The sequence below is a fragment of the Streptomyces sp. NPDC003032 genome (assembly GCF_053591415.1).
On sequence record NZ_JBSFTT010000005.1, the window covers coordinates 24,385 to 39,869 of the forward strand.

At 71.3% G+C, this 15,485-nt stretch carries 17 protein-coding genes; 12 read left to right on the forward strand and 5 right to left on the reverse strand.

Annotated features, from left to right (window positions below; all coding sequences use genetic code 11):
- Positions 1-39 precede the first annotated feature (39 nt).
- The 3 genes from ACWDZ7_RS08710 (at position 40) to ACWDZ7_RS08720 (ending at position 2,914) form a co-directional block, all read left to right on the forward strand.
- Positions 40-612 carry a Clp protease N-terminal domain-containing protein gene (locus ACWDZ7_RS08710; protein ID WP_451795955.1) on the forward strand — a complete coding sequence of 191 codons (573 nt, stop codon included), beginning with the start codon at positions 40-42 and terminating at the stop codon, positions 610-612.
- Between the two features lie 62 nt (positions 613-674).
- On the forward strand, positions 675-1,760 hold the full coding sequence (locus ACWDZ7_RS08715) for an EamA family transporter (protein ID WP_451795956.1): 1,086 nt from the start codon (positions 675-677) through the stop codon (positions 1,758-1,760).
- A 194-nt stretch (positions 1,761-1,954) separates the two neighbouring features.
- Positions 1,955-2,914 carry a DMT family transporter gene (locus ACWDZ7_RS08720; protein WP_451795957.1) on the forward strand — a complete coding sequence of 320 codons (960 nt, stop codon included), beginning with the start codon at positions 1,955-1,957 and terminating at the stop codon, positions 2,912-2,914.
- A 126-nt stretch (positions 2,915-3,040) separates the two neighbouring features.
- Here ACWDZ7_RS08720 and ACWDZ7_RS08725 read toward each other — a convergent pair whose 3' ends face one another.
- Both ACWDZ7_RS08725 and ACWDZ7_RS08730 read right to left on the reverse strand, forming a co-directional pair.
- The gene (locus tag ACWDZ7_RS08725) at positions 3,041-3,727 is read right to left on the reverse strand and encodes an FMN-binding negative transcriptional regulator (protein WP_451795958.1); all 687 of its coding nucleotides are present in this window, start codon (positions 3,725-3,727) and stop codon (positions 3,041-3,043) included.
- The gene (locus ACWDZ7_RS08730; protein ID WP_451795959.1) at positions 3,727-4,473 is read right to left on the reverse strand and encodes a pyridoxamine 5'-phosphate oxidase family protein; all 747 of its coding nucleotides are present in this window, start codon (positions 4,471-4,473) and stop codon (positions 3,727-3,729) included. The genes ACWDZ7_RS08725 and ACWDZ7_RS08730 overlap by 1 nt, the downstream gene beginning before the upstream one ends.
- A 157-nt stretch (positions 4,474-4,630) precedes the next feature.
- Here ACWDZ7_RS08730 and ACWDZ7_RS08735 point away from each other — a divergent pair, with 157 nt between their 5' ends.
- Positions 4,631-5,962, forward strand: a complete 1,332-nt coding sequence (locus ACWDZ7_RS08735; protein WP_451795960.1) for an aminotransferase class I/II-fold pyridoxal phosphate-dependent enzyme — start codon at positions 4,631-4,633, stop codon at positions 5,960-5,962.
- An 80-nt stretch (positions 5,963-6,042) separates the two neighbouring features.
- Here ACWDZ7_RS08735 and ACWDZ7_RS08740 read toward each other — a convergent pair whose 3' ends face one another.
- Positions 6,043-7,044, reverse strand: coding sequence for a DMT family transporter (locus ACWDZ7_RS08740; RefSeq protein WP_451795961.1), 1,002 nt, complete (start codon positions 7,042-7,044; stop codon positions 6,043-6,045).
- Positions 7,045-7,119: 75 nt separating this feature from the next.
- On the opposite strand from ACWDZ7_RS08740, the gene ACWDZ7_RS08745 reads away from it, so the two are divergent.
- A complete protein-coding gene (locus tag ACWDZ7_RS08745; protein ID WP_451795962.1) occupies positions 7,120-8,022 on the forward strand; it encodes a LysR family transcriptional regulator in 903 nt (300 codons plus the stop codon).
- Between the two features lie 158 nt (positions 8,023-8,180).
- Here ACWDZ7_RS08745 and ACWDZ7_RS08750 read toward each other — a convergent pair whose 3' ends face one another.
- Entirely contained in the window at positions 8,181-8,648 is a 468-nt protein-coding gene (locus ACWDZ7_RS08750; protein ID WP_451795963.1) for a pyridoxamine 5'-phosphate oxidase family protein, read from the reverse strand.
- Between the two features lie 200 nt (positions 8,649-8,848).
- Between ACWDZ7_RS08750 and ACWDZ7_RS08755 the strand changes: the two genes are divergently transcribed.
- Positions 8,849-9,490 carry a cysteine hydrolase gene (locus ACWDZ7_RS08755; protein WP_451795964.1) on the forward strand — a complete coding sequence of 214 codons (642 nt, stop codon included), beginning with the start codon at positions 8,849-8,851 and terminating at the stop codon, positions 9,488-9,490.
- Here the strand turns inward: ACWDZ7_RS08755 and ACWDZ7_RS08760 are convergent.
- The gene (locus ACWDZ7_RS08760) at positions 9,487-9,936 is read right to left on the reverse strand and encodes a Rieske (2Fe-2S) protein (protein WP_451795965.1); all 450 of its coding nucleotides are present in this window, start codon (positions 9,934-9,936) and stop codon (positions 9,487-9,489) included. The two genes, ACWDZ7_RS08755 and ACWDZ7_RS08760, sit on opposite strands and share 4 nt — an antisense overlap.
- Before the next feature lie 164 nt (positions 9,937-10,100).
- Between ACWDZ7_RS08760 and ACWDZ7_RS08765 the strand changes: the two genes are divergently transcribed.
- The 6 genes from ACWDZ7_RS08765 (at position 10,101) to ACWDZ7_RS08790 (ending at position 15,484) form a co-directional block, all read left to right on the forward strand.
- A complete protein-coding gene (locus ACWDZ7_RS08765) occupies positions 10,101-10,892 on the forward strand; it encodes a HipA family kinase (protein ID WP_451795966.1) in 792 nt (263 codons plus the stop codon).
- Complete coding sequence (locus ACWDZ7_RS08770) at positions 10,889-11,272, forward strand: DUF3037 domain-containing protein (protein WP_451795967.1); 384 nt, start codon at positions 10,889-10,891, stop codon at positions 11,270-11,272. The genes ACWDZ7_RS08765 and ACWDZ7_RS08770 overlap by 4 nt, the downstream gene beginning before the upstream one ends.
- A 136-nt stretch (positions 11,273-11,408) precedes the next feature.
- Complete coding sequence (gene fabG / locus ACWDZ7_RS08775) at positions 11,409-12,170, forward strand: 3-oxoacyl-ACP reductase FabG (RefSeq protein WP_451795968.1); 762 nt, start codon at positions 11,409-11,411, stop codon at positions 12,168-12,170.
- 16 nt (positions 12,171-12,186) lie between these two features.
- The gene (locus ACWDZ7_RS08780) at positions 12,187-12,942 is read left to right on the forward strand and encodes an SDR family oxidoreductase (protein WP_451795969.1); all 756 of its coding nucleotides are present in this window, start codon (positions 12,187-12,189) and stop codon (positions 12,940-12,942) included.
- A gap of 167 nt (positions 12,943-13,109) precedes the next feature.
- The gene (locus ACWDZ7_RS08785; RefSeq protein WP_451796232.1) at positions 13,110-14,699 is read left to right on the forward strand and encodes an ABC transporter substrate-binding protein; all 1,590 of its coding nucleotides are present in this window, start codon (positions 13,110-13,112) and stop codon (positions 14,697-14,699) included.
- Between the two features lie 101 nt (positions 14,700-14,800).
- Positions 14,801-15,484, forward strand: coding sequence for a uracil-DNA glycosylase (locus tag ACWDZ7_RS08790; protein ID WP_451795970.1), 684 nt, complete (start codon positions 14,801-14,803; stop codon positions 15,482-15,484).
- The last annotated feature ends 1 nt before the right edge of the window (position 15,485 follow it).

The following is a 15,485-nucleotide window of genomic DNA, read 5'->3' on the forward strand; positions in this document are numbered from 1 at the left end:
CCGATGCATATGCCGCTGGGGGTTGATGTGGTGGGAGATGTGCAAAGCCGTACCCCGCCGGATGCCGAACCCGGCCCCACCCGAGCAGAACTCGACTCCAGACTCAGCGCGGAGCTGGCCTCGGTGGTGGCCGGCGCGCGCCGCCGCGCGGTGCGTGACGGGGACCGGCAGATCGACACCGCCCACCTGCTGCACTCCCTTCTGGAGACCGACCCCGAGGTGCGGGCCGTCTTCGAGAACGGCGCGCAGGTGGTGCGCCTCCTCGGCTACCTCGTGCAGCGCAGCATCGGCTACGGCCTCCAGTGGCAGGGCACCGTCGAGGACTCCGGGGCCGTCCCGGTGGTGGCGTCCGCGAAGGAGACGGGCTGGTCGCCCGCCGCCGTCTCCGCGATGGACCTGGCGCTGGACCGCGCCGAGGTACGCGAAGACCCGCGGGCCCTCGGCATGGACCTGCTCGCCGGACTCACCGCCGACCCGGAGTGCCGGGCGGTCGAGGTCCTGGGGCGGGCCGGTGTCGACGTCGAGGTCCTGTTGCGCCGCGTCGAGGCCGGCTGCCGGCAGTACGCGTCCGGAGGCCACGGGTTCTCGGGCGGCCACGGCTCGGGGCGCTGACCGCTTCCGCCTCGCGACGCGCTCACGGCAAGGGCGGATGTCCGCCGATTGAGACAGGCGTCATGACGGGTGACGCTCATGACACCGCCTGCCATGATGTGCCGGTGCAAGCGTCTCAGGGGATTCAGGAGAGCCAGGGGAGTCGCGGGAGTAAAGGGAGTCGCGGGAGTCAGGGAGGCCACCGGGGCCGGGGCCTCGGGTTGGGGCTCGCGCTCGTGTCGGCGGTCGCGTTCGGCGGCTCCGGTGTCGCGGCGAAACCGCTGATCGAAGCGGGCCTGGACCCTCTGCACGTGGTGTGGCTGAGGGTGGCGGGCGCCGCCCTGGTGATGCTGCCCGTGGCCTGGCGGCACCGCGGACTGCCGCGGGCCAGGCCCGCGCTGCTCGCCGGATTCGGTCTGCTCGCCGTGGCGGGCGTCCAGGCCTGCTACTTCGCCGCGCTCTCCCGCATCCCCGTCGGCGTCGCGCTCCTGATCGAGTACCTCGCCCCCGCGCTGGTCCTCGGCTGGGTGCGCTTCGTGCAGCGGCGGCCGGTGACGCGCGCCGCCGCGCTCGGTGTCGTACTCGCGGTCGGCGGTCTCGCGTGCGTCGTCGAGGTGTGGTCGGGCCTCGGCTTCGACGCCATCGGGCTGCTGCTCGCCCTCGGCGCGGCCTGCTGCCAGGTCGGCTACTTCATCCTGTCCGACCAGGGCAGCGACGCGGGCGCCGACGCTCCCGATCCCCTCGGCGTCATCGCGTACGGCCTGCTCGTCGGCACCGCCATACTGACCGTCGTCGCGCGCCCCTGGGGCATGGACTGGTCGGTGCTCGCGGGCGGCGCCGACCTGGACGGCTCGACCGTTCCCGCATGGGTCCTGCTCGGCTGGATCGTGCTGATCGCGACCGTCGTCGCGTACGTCACCGGGGTGCTGTCCGTGCGCAGGCTCTCGCCGCAGGTGGCCGGCGTCGTGGCCTGCCTCGAAGCCGTCATCGCGACCGCCCTGGCCTGGGTGGTCCTCGGCGAGCGCCTCTCCGCGCCGCAGATCATCGGGGGTGCCGTCGTCCTCGCGGGCGCGTTCATCGCCCAGTCATCGGCACCCGCCGAGCCCACCGTGAAGGGGACCGTCCCGGATCCCGGTACGGAGTTGTCGCGCAGCGGCAGTGCGACCTAATGTGATGATCATGCATTCACGAGCGCTCGTTCTTCCGCCCCCCGCCGCTTAGCGCGGGGTGCTCACGGATCACGCCCAGGCCGGTGGCCGGGCGGAACGGTGCTGCCCGCAGACGGAGCCATTCATCCCTCTCTGCTGCGGAGAATCACGTGTCGAACATGTCGAGCACGTCGAGCACGTCAAGCGTGCCCACTGTGTCGAATGCCGTCCTCGGTCTGCCTGTCGGGCGAGGCCTCTTCTATCTGATCGTCGCCGGAACCGCCTGGGGCACCGCCGGTGCCGCCGCCGCGCTGGTCTTCCAGGACAGCGACATGGGGCCGGTCAGTCTCTCCTTCTGGCGGTGCGCGGGCGGGTTCGTCCTGCTGCTCGCCGCGCGTCTGGTGCGGCCGCGCCGGGCGAAGTCGTACGAGTCGGCCCCCGCGCCGCGCAGCCGCAGGATCCGCCGGATCGTCGTGACGGGTGTGGCCCTCACGGTGTTCCAGACCGCCTACTTCGCGGCCGTCGAGACGACCGGCCTGGCGGTCGGCACCGTCGTCACCATGGGTTCTGGGCCCGTCCTCATCGCGCTCGGCGCCAGGATCACGATGGGGGAGCGGCTCGGGCGCGGCGGGGTCGTCGCCGTCGTGGGCGCTCTGGCCGGGCTTGTGGTGCTCGTCCTGGGTGGCGGTGGAGCGACCGTCCGCCCGGTCGGTGTGGTCTGGGGACTCGTCTCAGCGGCCGCGTACGCCGCGATGACCCTGGTCACCCGGTGGTGGGGCCGGGACGGCGGTGCCGACTCGTCCGACACCACGGTCTGGTCGTTCGCCGTCGTCGCGCTCTGCCTGCTGCCGCTCGCCGGGGCCGAGGGCCTGGTGCCGCACACCGCCGAACCCGCGCGCGTGGGCGTCTATCTGCTGTACATCGCCGCCGTGCCGACAGCGGTCGCGTACACGCTGTACTTCGCCGGGGCGGCCGTCGTGCGGTCCGCGACCGTCTCCGTGATCACCCTTCTGGAGCCGGTCAGCGCCGCCGTCATCGCGGTCGCGCTGCTCGGCGAGGCGCTGACCGTGGCGACGGTCGCGGGCACGGTGCTGATGATGGCCGCGGTGACGGGACTCGCGGTCGCGGAGGCGCGGGGGGTGGTGGCGGCGCGTAGGGAGGCGGTGGCGGTGTAGCGGTACTGGTACTGGTATTGGACTGGTACCGGTTTCCGTACTCGTACGGGAGTTGCGGGGGGCGGGTGCGCGTCATGGCGCACCCGCTCCGTCCCGTCCCGTCCCGTGCCGTCCCGCCCGCCCTGCTCAGTCCTCGCGGCGACGCAGGTGGTGCGCGAGGGCGGCCGCTTCACGCGGGCCGTTCCGCTCGGCGAGGCCCGCGGCGATGCGGTGCCGCACCTCCTCCGGCTTGTGGATCGCGTACTTGAACTTGGCCCGTACGTCGGTCACTTCGAGACACAGCGCGCGGATACCGGAGAGCATGCGGCCGTACGGGGCCTCGCCGACTGCCGCCCGCGCGGAGCCGCCGTCCGGCTGGAAGTGCCCGACCTGGCGGTTCAGGATGTCGGCCTTCTCTTCGGGGTCGTCGACCACGCGGGCGGTGCAGTGGAGCTGGACGGCGGCGTAGAAACTCGTGGGCACGCCGTGCTCGGCCGGGATGTCGGGCGCGGCCTGCCAGGGGCCCGGCACGAACACGTAGTCGTCGACCACGCTCAGGAGCACCTCGGGGTCGGCCTCCAAGGCGGGCCACAGCGGATTCGGGCGGGCCAGGTGGGTCAGCACCCTGCCGCGCGTGCCGTTCGCACCCTGTGTGCTGTTCGCACTGTTCGCACCTTTCGTGCCGTGGTCGGCTTCGTACGCGAAGTGCAGTGGCTGGACGTGCGGCGGCTCGCCCGGCAGGCCGTTCACGGCGAGCTGACCGAAGTCGTGGGCGGTGAGCCACTCCTGCCACTCGGTGTCGGTGCGGGCGGCGTCCCAGGGGTGGATCAGCATCACAGCTCGACGAGGTAGTCGGGGACGTCGATGCCGGGCGCGAGGTCGGCGGAGGGGATCAGGGCGCCGTGGCTCTTGAGCAGCGGGACCACGCCCGACCAGTGGGGGAGGTCCATGTCCTCCGGCTCGTCGTTCGGGCCGCCGGTGCGGGCCTTGGCCGACACTTCGTCGAGGTCGAGGCGGAGTACGGCGGTCGCCGCGAGCTCCTTGGCGTTGGCGGGGCGCGAGTCGGCGGAGCGGCCCGGCACGACGTGGTCGACGAGCGCCTCCAGAGCGGTCCGCTTCTCCTCGGGGTCCGTGACCTGGTGGGCGGTGCCGTGGATCACCACGGAGCGGTAGTTGATCGAGTGGTGGAAGGCTGAGCGGGCCAGGACGAGGCCGTCGACGTGGGTGACGGTCAGGCACACCTGAAGGCCCGAGTCCCCCTGCCCTTCTTGTCCCTCCTGCCCCTCCTGCCCCTCCTGTCCCTCCCGGGTGGTGCCCGCCATGCGCAGGGGCCGGGAGCCGGTCGAGCCGTGCACGTACAGGCGTTCGCCGACGCGTCCGTAAAGCGTCGGCAGCACGACGGGGGAGCCGTCACGTACGAAGCCGAGGTGGCAGACGTAGGCCTCGTCGAGTATCGCGTGCACCGACTCGCGGTCGTACGAAGCGCGCTCCCGTGAGCGGGTGGGGACGGTGCGGTCGGTCGGTGTGTAGGCGGCGCTGTCCGGCGAAGCGGTGGCGGTGGTGGTCGGCGTCGTCTGCATGGCTCTCCCCTGTGCTGATCCGTCTACTGATCCGTGTGCTGCGTGTGCGCATATGCGTGGGCTTACGCGTGTGCGCACGCGTGTGCGCACGCGTGCGCTGCTCCGCATCCGGTGCGGCATGTTGCTGTTCGTATTGCACTAGTGCATACTCTATTTTGTGCTAGGAGAGTATCCGATCGAAGGTCGGCGCGCAGCGGATATCGCGGCCAGCGTGGAGCGGGCCGTGGGTGACGGCGGCCTGGAGCCGGGTCAACTGCTGCCGTCCATGCGGGAGTTGGCCTCGCGTCTCGGGGTGAATCCCAATACCGTGGCGGCCGCTTATCGCACCCTGCGTGAGCGTGGGGTCATCGAGACGGCGGGGCGGCGCGGAAGTCGCGTACGGCCGAAGCCCGCCACGACCGCGCGTGAGCTGATCCGGGTGGACGCGCCGCCCGGGGTGCGGAACGTCTCCAAGGGCAACCCCGACCGGCGGCTGCTGCCCCCGCTCGCCGGGGCGTTCGCGGCGGCCGCGGCGCAGGGCGACGAGGAACCGGTCCTCTACGGAGAGGGAGCCGTGGATCCGGAGCTCGAACGGCACGCGCGCGTGGCCTTCGACATCGACGGCGTCCCCGCCGGGCCCGTCGCCGTGACCTCCGGGTCGCTCGACGCCATCGAGAGGCTGCTCGCCGCCCACCTCAAGCCGGGCGACGCGGTGGCCGTCGAGGACCCGGGCTGGGGGAGCCTGCTCGATCTGGTCTCGGCGCTCGGGCTGCGGACGGTCCCGGTGGCCGTGGACGACGAGGGGCCGCTGCCCGCCCATGTGGAGCGGGCCTTGGCCGCAGGCGCCCGCGCGGTCATCGTGACGGACCGTGCGCAGAACCCCACGGGCGCCGCGGTCAGCGCTCCACGCGCGCGTGCCCTGCGGAAGGTGCTCGCCGCGCACAAGGAGGTGCTGCTCATCGAGGACGACCACGGCCACGGCATCGTCGACCTGCCGCTGCACCCGCTCGCCGGGGTGACCCACAGCTGGGCGCTGGTGCGCTCGACCGCCAAGGCGTACGGGCCCGACCTGCGGCTCGCCGTACTCACCGGCGACCCCGTCACCGTCGACCGGGTCCAGGGCCGCCAGCGGCTCGGCCCCGGCTGGGTGAGCCGGCTGCTCCAGCGAGCCGTGGTGCGGCTCTGGGCCGACGGCGCGGTCGACCCCGGCGTGGTGGCGGCGTCGTACGGGCGCCGACGGGACGCGCTGATCGCGGCGCTCGCCGAACGGGGCGTACCGGCGCACGGGCGCAGCGGCATGAACGTATGGGTGCCGGTCCCGGACGAGACGGGAGCCGTGGCCCGTCTGCTGCACGCCGGCTGGGCCGTCGCCCCGGGCGCCCGATTCCGGCTCGGCGCGAGCCCCGGGGTACGGATCACTGTCGCGGGCCTCGCCGACGAGGAGATCGTGCCGGTGGCGGAAGCGGTGGCGTCGGCGGTCGGGCCTGCTCCGGCGCGGCGGTATGAGTGAGGGGTGAGTGACGGGGCGGCGGGTGGCACGGCTCGGTGAGGTTGGCGGCCGGTGGCTATCGGCCGGGTGGCGAGCGGTGGTCAGCGGTGGGGTGCCGCGCCGCGTATGGGTGTTGTCGTGCGCGGTCGGGACTGGGTCAGGGCCGCGTCCGCGAGGACGATCGCCGCGCCGATCGGCGTCGACCAGCTCAGGGACTCGCCGAGCACGGCGACGCCCGCGGCGGTCGCGATGACCGGGACGAAGTACGTGACCATCTGGGCGGTGGTCGGGCCGACCTCGTCGACCAGCGCGTACTGCAACAGGAAGGCGAGCCCCGTGCCGAGGGCGCCGAGCGCCACGATCGCCAGCAGCGGCACCACGGGGAAGCTGGTCGGGAACGAGGTGAACAGCGGAGTCACCACTGCCAGTTCGACGGTCGCGAGCAGCAGTTGGGCTCCGGTCAGGGAGAGGGTCGAGTGGCCCGAACCGGCCAGGGTGCGGCGGACGTAGATCCAGCCGATCGGATAGCTGAGCGAGGCCAGCAGCGCCATCGCCGTGCCCGCGAAGTCGAGGCCGCTGAAGCCCTGCCAGGCGCCCAGCACGGTGAGGACCCCGAGGAAGCCGACGCCGAGGCCGGCGACGCGGCGCCTGGTCGGGCGGTCCTCGGAGAGCGCGACGAGCGAGAGGGCCATGCCCCACAGCGGCGACGTCGCGTTGCAGATCCCGGCGAGCGTGGAGGGGATCGTCAGCTCCGCGTACGCGAACAGCGAGAACGGCAGGGCGTTGAGCAGCAACGCCGCCACCGCGAGGTGCAGCCAGGTCCGCGCCCCGCGCGGCAGCCGCTCCCGCTTCACCACGAGCACGGCGGCGACCACGGCTGTGCCGAACACGAGCCGCCCCAGGGTGACCTGGAAGGGTGCGTACGCCTCCGTGCCCACCTTGATCAGCAGGAAGCTGAAGCCCCAGATGAGCGAGAGGACGCCGAAGCGGACGCGCCAGTCGAGGGCGGGGCGGCCGGTTGCCTTCGAGGAGGGTGTGGCGGGCGCGGTTGCGGCGGACGTGACTGATGGGGCCGGGGCGGTGGGTGAGGACGGGGTGCTCATGCGTTCCACGATGCGTCCCGATGATCTCGTAGCACAAGCGAGTTTTGATGTGCTGTATCGCGTAGCATTGCTTACATGTTGAACCTGGAGCGCCTCCGTACGCTCGACGCCCTCGCCCGGCACGGCTCGGTGAGCGGCGCCGCCGCGGGCCTGCACGTCACGACGTCCGCGGTCTCCCAGCAGATGACGAAGCTGGAGCGGGAGGTGGGTCAGCAGCTCCTGGCCAAGAACGGCCGGGGCGTGCGCCTGACCGACGCGGGGCGGCTGCTCGCCGAGCACGCCGCGCGGATCCTCTCGCAGGTCGAGCTCGCCCAGGCCGACCTGGAGGAGCAGCGCGGCAAGGCGGTCGGCGAGCTGCGGATCTCCGCGTTCCCCACGGCCATGCGCGGCCTGCTGCCCGCCACGCTCTCCGCGCTCCGCGCCGACCACCCGGGGCTGCGGGTCGGCTGCCACGAGTTGGAGCCGACGCCGGCGGTGTCGGCCGTGGTGCGTGGCGACATCGACATGGCGGTCGTCCTCGACTGGTACAACAAGCCGCTGCCGATCCCGGACGGCCTGGTCAAGGCGCCCCTCCTCGACGACCCCGCCGATGTCGCGATGCCCGCCGCGCATCCGCTCGCGGACCGCTCCGAAGTGGATCTGGAGGAGTTCGCGGACGACGAGTGGATCACCTGGGGGGAGGGTGAGTTCTGCCATGAGTGGCTGATGTTCACGCTGCGCGGCAAGGGCATCGAGCCGCGCATCGCGCACCGAGCTGAGGAGCACCACACCCAGCTGGCGCTGGTCGCTGCGGGCCTCGGCGTCTGCGTGGCCCCGCGGCTGGGGCGGGACCCGATGCCGGCCGGGGTGCGCATGGTCCCCGTGCGGCACCGGGTGCGGCGCCATGTGTACGTGGTGTGGCGGGCGGACGCGGACCGGCGTCCGTCGATCAGAGCGGTGGTGGAGGCGCTGCGGGCGGCCGGGGCGGGGCTCCCGTAGACCGGGCGCCGGGGCGGAGCTCGGCTTGCTGTAGCCCCGAGAACTGGTTACAGCCCCGCGAGCCTGCTACAGGCCCTACAGGCCCTACAGCCCTACAGGCCCTACAGGCCCTACAGGCCCTACAGGCCCGTCAGCTTGCGGGAAGTCCCACGAGCTTCTTACAGCCCCGCCAGCTTACGGAAGTCCCACGACGCGATCGCGTCCGGCGTGAGCCGGATCCACGCATGGCGGCCGTCGTGCGGCATCTCGTCCAGGCCGAACAGCTTGCGGGCGAACAGCCGCTCGGGACCGTCGAGTTCCGGGCACGGTTCACCCGTACGCGGGGACTCCCCGACGAATTCCACGGCGCCCGACAGCTCGACGCCGCGCAGCTCGCCGTACTCCTCGCCCGTGTCGACCACGACGGCGATCCGCTGATCCCGGCGCAGGTCGGCCCAGCGCTTGCTGCGGGTGATCGAGTACAGCCACAGCGACGTGCCGTCCCAGGCGAACCAGAGCGTGCTGATGTGCGGCGCGCCGTCGGCGGAGACCGTCGCCACCCGGCAGGTGCGCTCCGTGGCGAGGAACGCGTCCAGCTCGTCCGGCGACATCATGATCCTGCGGCCCCGGCGCTGTGTGACGGTCATGTGTCCTCCTGAGTGGTGTTCCGCGTACCCGCAAACCGCACCTGACTCGCTCCTCACCTGACTGAGCGTCAGTAGGGCGGTCAAGAAAGGATGGAGGCTCTTCCTTCGTGACGCAATGGCCGTTAGCCTCGCGCGGATTCCGGGCGCCCCGACTGCCCGTCGGCGGCCGGATGTCCCGGACGTCCTCGACAGGGGGAGCCATGCCGTCGTACGAACAGCTCAGGGAGATCCTCGACCCCGCCACCACGGCCCTGCTGACCGTCGAGTGCCAGCAGGGCGTCGTGGGCACCGAGAGCGCGCTGCCCGAACTCGCCGAGGAGGCGCGGTCGTCCGGCGCCCTCGCCAATGTCGCGAGGCTGGTGTCAGCGGCCCACCACAGCGGCGTCCAGGTCCTGCACGCGGTCGCCGAGCGGCGGCCCGACGGGCGCGGGGCCAGCCACAACGCCCGGCTCTTCCGCGCCGCCGAACGGCTGCCCGTGCGGCAGCTCTCGGGTACGACGGCCGTGCGGGTCGCGCCGCCGATCGACGTGGCCGACGAGGACCTCGTCGTACGCCGCCTGCACGGCCTCTCGCCCCTCGCGGGAACCGACGTCGACGCGCTGCTGCGCAACATCGGCTGCCGTACCCTCCTGGTCACCGGGGTGTCGGCCAACGTCGCGATACCCAACGCCGTGTTCGACGCCGTGAACCTCGGCTACACCGCCGTCGTGCCCGCCGACGCCATCGCGGGGATCCCTTCCGAATACACGCCCGCGATGGTCCGCAACACCCTCGCGCTGGTCGCCACGATCACCAGCACGGAGGACGTCCTCGGCGCCTGGAAGGGGCCGCGCCGCGCCTAGGCGAGCTTGATCGAGTCGCCGTCCACGGAGATCTCGGCCGCGGGCAGCGGACTGGGCGCCGGATTCTGTCTGACGCTGCCGTCGGCGATGTCGAACTTGCTGCCGTGGCAGGGGCAGTTGATGGTGCCGCCCTCGACGCTCGTCACCGGGCACTTCTTGTGGGTGCAGAGGTTCGAGAAGGCCTTGAACTCGCCCTTGGCCGGCTGGGTGACCACCACCCCCTCGTCCTTGAAGATCTTGCCGCCGCCCACAGGGATGTCCGCCGTCTTGGCGAGCACGGTCCCGGCGGCGCCGCCGTCCGCCTGGGACTGCGCGCCCGCCGGTGCGGAGGAGTCCTTGTCGTCACTGCCGCACGCGGTGAGAGCGGCGGCGAGCCCCGCGGCGCCGACCGTGGCCACGACGGTGCGGCGGCTGGGCCCGGAGACGGTTTCTTCGGAAGTCGTCATGCCCGGTGGTACGGCCGCGCCGACCGCCGCGTTCAAACGCGCGGGGACTTCTCAAGGCTCAGGGGTTCTTAACGCTCAACGACTTGACGCTGAGTCCCTGCCGGGCACTGTGGGCAGCGGGGCGAGTGATCGGACAGCTCCGGCCCGGAAGTAATCTGGGGGCCATGCTCACCGAAGTCACCGCGGTCCGCTATGTCACGCCCCTGCGGGAGGGCGGATCGCTGCCCGGCGTCGTAGAGGCCGCCGACGCCCAGGGCGCGTACGCGACGTACGTCATGAAGTTCACCGGCGCCGGACAGGGCCGCAAGACGCTCGTCGCCGAGGTGGTCTGCGGGGAGCTGGCGCGCCGCCTGGGGCTGCGGATGCCGCGGCTCGTGCAGATCCTCCTCGACCCGGTGATCGGCCTCGGGGAGCCCGACCAGGAGGTGCAGGGACTCCTGAAGTCGAGCGGCGGCCTCAACCTCGGCATGGACTTCCTGTCGGGCGCGCTCGGCTTCGACCCTCTCGCGTACGACGTGGACCCGGCCGAGGCGGGACGCGTCGTCTGGTTCGACGCCCTCATCAACAACGTGGACCGGTCCTGGCGCAACCCGAACCTGCTCCTGTGGCATGGCGACCTGTGGCTGATCGACCACGGCGCGAGCATGATCTGGCACCACAACTGGCGCACCGCCGAGACCGCGGCCGCCAAGCCGTACGACGCCTCGGACCACGTCCTCGCCCCCTACGGGCCCGACGTGGCGGCGGCCGCGGCCGAGCTGGCCCCCCTCGTCACCGAGGAACTGCTCGCCGAGGTCACCGCCGAGGTGCCCGACGCCTGGCTGGTCGACGAGCCCGGCTTCGAGGGCCCGGACGACGTGCGCCGCGCCTACGCGGCGGCGCTGCTGCCGCGCGCCAAGACCATCCACGAACGGATCGCGCTCGGCGCGCCGCGGCCGAAGGGGGCCACCAAGTGACGGAGCGGGACGTCTTCGAGTACGCGCTGGTGCGCGTGGTGCCGCGCGTGGAGCGCGGCGAGCGGTTCAACGCGGGTGTCGTGGTCTACTGCCGCGCCAAGTCCTTCGTGGCCGCCCGCACGCACCTCGACGAGAGCAAGCTGCTCGCGCTCGACCCGGCGGCCGACGTCGTCGGCGTCAAGGCCGCGCTCGGCGCCGTCGAGCGGATCTGTGAGGGCGGCGAGGCCGCGGGCCAGGCCGAGCGCGACGACGCGGGGCGGCGCTTTCGCTGGCTGATCGCGCCGCGCTCCACGGTGGTCCAGCCGGGGCCCGTGCACACCGGTCTGACGGCGGACCCCGGGGCCGAGGTGGACCGTCTCCTGGGCCTCTTGGTGAGGTAACACGTCACAGCTCGCCTGTGTGCCGTTGACACCCGGTGCCAGGGCTTCTAGCGTCTCGTCCAGCTGAAGGTACTAAGCGGTCGCTCACCATCGTGGCGTACCGTGGAGCCGCATCCCAAGGGCGAGGAGAACCAGCATGTCCACCACTGAGCAGCGCGTCGCGGTCGTGACCGGAGGAGCGCGAGGCATCGGTGCGGCGACCGCCGTACGGCTCGCGGCCGAGGGCCGTGCCGTAGCCGTCATCGACCTCGACGAGGCCGCCTGCAAGGACACCGTCGCGCAGATCACCGCGGCCGGCGGCAAGGCGCTCGCGGTCGGCTGCGACGTGTCCGACGAGGCCCAGGTCGAGGCCGCCGTCGCCCGCATCGCCGAGGAGCTCGGCGCGCCGACGATCCTCGTCAACAACGCCGGTGTGCTCCGCGACAACCTCCTCTTCAAGATGAGCGCGGGCGACTGGGACACGGTCATGAACGTGCACCTGCGCGGCGCCTTCCTGATGTCCCGCGCCGTCCAGAAGCACATGGTCGACGCGGGCTTCGGCCGCATCGTCAACCTCTCCTCGTCCTCCGCGCTCGGCAACCGCGGCCAGGTCAACTACGCCGCCGCCAAGGCCGGACTGCAGGGTTTCACCAAGACCCTCGCCAAGGAGCTCGGCAAGTTCGGCGTGACCGCCAACTCCGTCGCCCCCGGCTTCATCGTCACGGAGATGACCAAGGCCACCGCCGACCGCGTGGGCATGGACTTCGAGGAGTTCCAGACCGCGGCCGCCACCCAGATCCCGGTGCAGCGCGTCGGCCGCCCCGAGGACATCGCCAACGCCATCGCCTTCTTCACGGGTGATGCCGCGGGCTTTGTCTCCGGGCAGGTCATGTACGTGGCCGGCGGCCCGCTCAACTGATCCGGAAGGCGAGATCATGGCTGTGCAGGACAGTGGGAAGGCCGCGCTCATCACGGGCGCGAGCCGCGGCATCGGCTACGGCATCGCCGAGGCCCTGGTCGCCCGGGGCGACCGCGTCTGCATCACCGGACGCAACGAGGACGCCCTCAAGGAGGCCGTCGAGAAGCTCGGCTCCGACCGGGTCATCGGCGTCGCGGGCAAGGCCCACGACGAGGCCCACCAGGCCGTCGCCGTCGAGCGCATGATGGAGGCGTTCGGCCGGGTCGACTTCCTGATCAACAACGCCGGTACGAACCCGGTCTTCGGGCCGATCGCCGAACTCGACCTCAACGTGGCCCGCAAGGTCTACGAGACCAACGTCATCTCCGCGCTCGGCTTCGCCCAGCGGACCTGGAAGGCCTGGCAGAGCGAGAACGGCGGCGCGATCGTGAACATCGCCTCCGTCGCGGGAGTCTCCGCCTCGCCCTTCATCGGCGCGTACGGGATGAGCAAGGCCGCCATGGTCAACCTCAGCCTGCAGCTGGCGCACGAGTTCGCGCCGAAGGTGCGCGTGAACTCCATCGCGCCCGCGGTCGTCAAGACCAAGTTCGCCCAGGCGCTCTACGAGGGCCGCGAGGCGGAGGCCGCCGCCTCCTACCCGCTCGGCAGGCTCGGCGTGCCCGAGGACATCGGCGGCGCGGCCGCGTTCCTCACCTCCGCCCAGTCCGACTGGATCACGGGCCAGACACTCGTGGTCGATGGCGGCATCTTCCTCAATGCGGGCGTCGGCTGACGAAAGCCTCACAAACCTCGGGTACGCCGTGAAAAGTGACGTACACGCGCATCAAGTGCCCTGTCGGCGCCAGCAGTTGGCCCGGCGGGGCACTGCGATATTGTCTGCCGACCCCATGGCATGGCCGATCGAGGAGCGTGCGCGTGTTCAGTGAAGTTGCCCTTGCGATGCGTGTGAGGGGTCTGCGGCAGGTGGCGGCGCTCGCGTCCATGTCACTGCTCGCGGGTTGCGGAGTGCTGTCCTCCGAGGGGCCGGACGAGGAACAGCGGATCACCGTAGGCACCATGAGCGCGCCCACCACCCTGGACCCGGCCAAGGCCTGGGACAGCTCCTGGGAGCTGTACCGGAACGTCTTCCAGACGCTGCTCAGCTTCCCTTCGGGAGCCACCGAGCCGGAACCGGACGCCGCGGAGTCCTGTGAGTTCACGGACGCCTCCAGCACGGTCTTCGCCTGTGAGCTGCGCGAAGGGCTGAAGTTCTCCGACGGCGACGAACTGGACGCGGCGGCCGTCAAGTACTCCTTCGACCGCATGCGCACGATCGAGGCGAAGGGCGTGGTCAAGGGCGGCCCCATGGGGCTGCTCGGCTCGCTCAGGGAAGTCGAGGCCAAGGGGGAGCGGACTGTCGTCTTCCGGCTCAAGAAGGCGGACGCGACGTTCCCGTTCGTGCTGTCGACGCCCGCCATGTCGATCGTCGACCCCGGCGACTACCCGGCGGACAAGCTGCGCGAGGGCAACGAGATCACCGGCTCCGGGCCGTACGCCCTGGAGGCGTACACACCCGGCCAGAAGGCCGAACTGGTCAAGAACAGTCACTACAAGGGCGCGGCCGACGTCAAGAACGACGCCGTCACCATCCGCTACTTCAAGAAGTCGTCGGCGATGGTCGACGCCCTCAAGGAGAAGCAGATCGACGTGACCTTCCGAGGTCTCGCCTCCGAGGACATCGTCGCCATGCAGGGCAAGGGCCGGCGCGAGCAAGACATCGAACTCGTCGAGGGCGCGGGCACCGAGATCCGCTACCTGGTGTTCAACACCAAGGACCCCTGGGCACGGAAGCTGCCGGTCCGGCGGGCCTTCGCGCAGATCGTCGACCGCGCCGCCATCGCGCACAAGATCTACAAGGACACCGTCGAACCGCTCTACTCGATGGTGCCGAGAGGGCTCACCGGGCACGCCACCGGGTTCTTCGACGACTACGGAGACCCCAGCACGGCCAAGGCCAGGAAGATCCTCACCGACGCCGGCGTCAGCGCGCCCGTGCCGCTCACGCTCTGGTACACCACCGACCGTTACGGCTCGGCCACCGAGCTGGAGTTCGCCGAGCTCAAGCGGCAGCTGGAGGGCTCGGGCCTCTTCGAGATCACGCTCAAGAGCCGCCCGTGGACCCAGTTCCAGGAGGGCTACAGCAACGGCGAGTACCCGGTCTTCGGACGCGGCTGGTTCCCCGACTTCCCGGACGCCGACAACTTCATCGCGCCGTTCGTCGGCCCGAAGAACGTGCTCAACACGCCCTACGTGTCCAAGGAGATCACCGACCAGGTGCTGCCGCGCCAGCGCAGGGAGACCGACCGGAACGCGGTGGTCGACGATTTCGAGCGGGCCCAGGACATCCTCGTCGACGACGTCAGGCTGCTGCCTCTCTGGCAGGGCAAGCAGTACATCATGGCCAGTGAGGAGATCGCGGGTGGCGAACGCGCGCTCGACCCCTCGGCGATCATGATGATGTGGGAGCTGCAGCGCAAGACGAGCTGGTAGCGGGCGTCGATCGCGCCGGGCGGAGCGGGGGGCCGGGTCGATTGTCAGTGGCCGCCGGTAGGTTCTTCATGAGAAGTGACCGCACATCGGAGGTTGTTCACGTGACCGACATCGCCATGCTGCCCGCGTCCTGGCGCGGAGTCCTCGGCGAGGAGCTGCAGAAGCCCTACTTCAAGGAGCTCACCGAGTTCGTCGAGCGCGAGCGCGCGACGGGTCCTGTCTACCCTCCGCGCGAGGAGGTCTTCGCAGCCCTCGACGCGACGCCGTACGAGCGGGTGAAGGTCCTGGTCCTCGGCCAGGACCCCTACCACGGCGAGGGCCAGGGCCACGGGCTGTGCTTCTCCGTGCGCCCCGGCGTGAAGACCCCGCCCTCGCTGCGGAACATCTACAAGGAGATGAAGGAGGAGCTGGGCCACTCCGTGCCGGACAACGGCTATCTGATGCCGTGGGCCCAGCAGGGCGTCCTGCTTCTTAACGCGGTGCTCACGGTCCGCGCCGGCGAGGCCAACTCCCACAAGGGCAAGGGCTGGGAGAAGTTCACGGACGCGGTGATCCGCGCCGTGGCCGACCGCCCCGACCCCGCCGTCTTCGTGCTGTGGGGGAACTACGCCCAGAAGAAGCTCCCGCTCATCGACGAGGAGCGGCACATCGTCGTGAAGGGCGCGCACCCCTCGCCGCTGTCCGCGAAGCGGTTCTTCGGCTCACGCCCCTTCACGCAGATCAACGAAGCGGTGGCGGCGCAGGGGCACGAGCCGATCGACTGGCGGATTCCCGACCTCGGCTGAG

Coding starts and splice junctions, on each gene's coding strand:
- ACWDZ7_RS08715 (WP_451795956.1), top strand. CDS start 675: ATGACGGGTGACGCTCATGACACCGCCTGCCATGATGTGCCGGTGCAA.
- ACWDZ7_RS08740 (WP_451795961.1), bottom strand. CDS start 7,044: ATGAGCACCCCGTCCTCACCCACCGCCCCGGCCCCATCAGTCACGTCC.
- ACWDZ7_RS08750 (WP_451795963.1), bottom strand. CDS start 8,648: ATGACCGTCACACAGCGCCGGGGCCGCAGGATCATGATGTCGCCGGAC.
- ACWDZ7_RS08765 (WP_451795966.1), top strand. CDS start 10,101: ATGCTCACCGAAGTCACCGCGGTCCGCTATGTCACGCCCCTGCGGGAG.
- ACWDZ7_RS08730 (WP_451795959.1), bottom strand. CDS start 4,473: ATGCAGACGACGCCGACCACCACCGCCACCGCTTCGCCGGACAGCGCC.
- ACWDZ7_RS08785 (WP_451796232.1), top strand. CDS start 13,110: ATGCGTGTGAGGGGTCTGCGGCAGGTGGCGGCGCTCGCGTCCATGTCA.
- ACWDZ7_RS08780 (WP_451795969.1), top strand. CDS start 12,187: ATGGCTGTGCAGGACAGTGGGAAGGCCGCGCTCATCACGGGCGCGAGC.
- fabG (WP_451795968.1), top strand. CDS start 11,409: ATGTCCACCACTGAGCAGCGCGTCGCGGTCGTGACCGGAGGAGCGCGA.
- ACWDZ7_RS08760 (WP_451795965.1), bottom strand. CDS start 9,936: ATGACGACTTCCGAAGAAACCGTCTCCGGGCCCAGCCGCCGCACCGTC.
- ACWDZ7_RS08755 (WP_451795964.1), top strand. CDS start 8,849: ATGCCGTCGTACGAACAGCTCAGGGAGATCCTCGACCCCGCCACCACG.
- ACWDZ7_RS08745 (WP_451795962.1), top strand. CDS start 7,120: ATGTTGAACCTGGAGCGCCTCCGTACGCTCGACGCCCTCGCCCGGCAC.
- ACWDZ7_RS08725 (WP_451795958.1), bottom strand. CDS start 3,727: ATGCTGATCCACCCCTGGGACGCCGCCCGCACCGACACCGAGTGGCAG.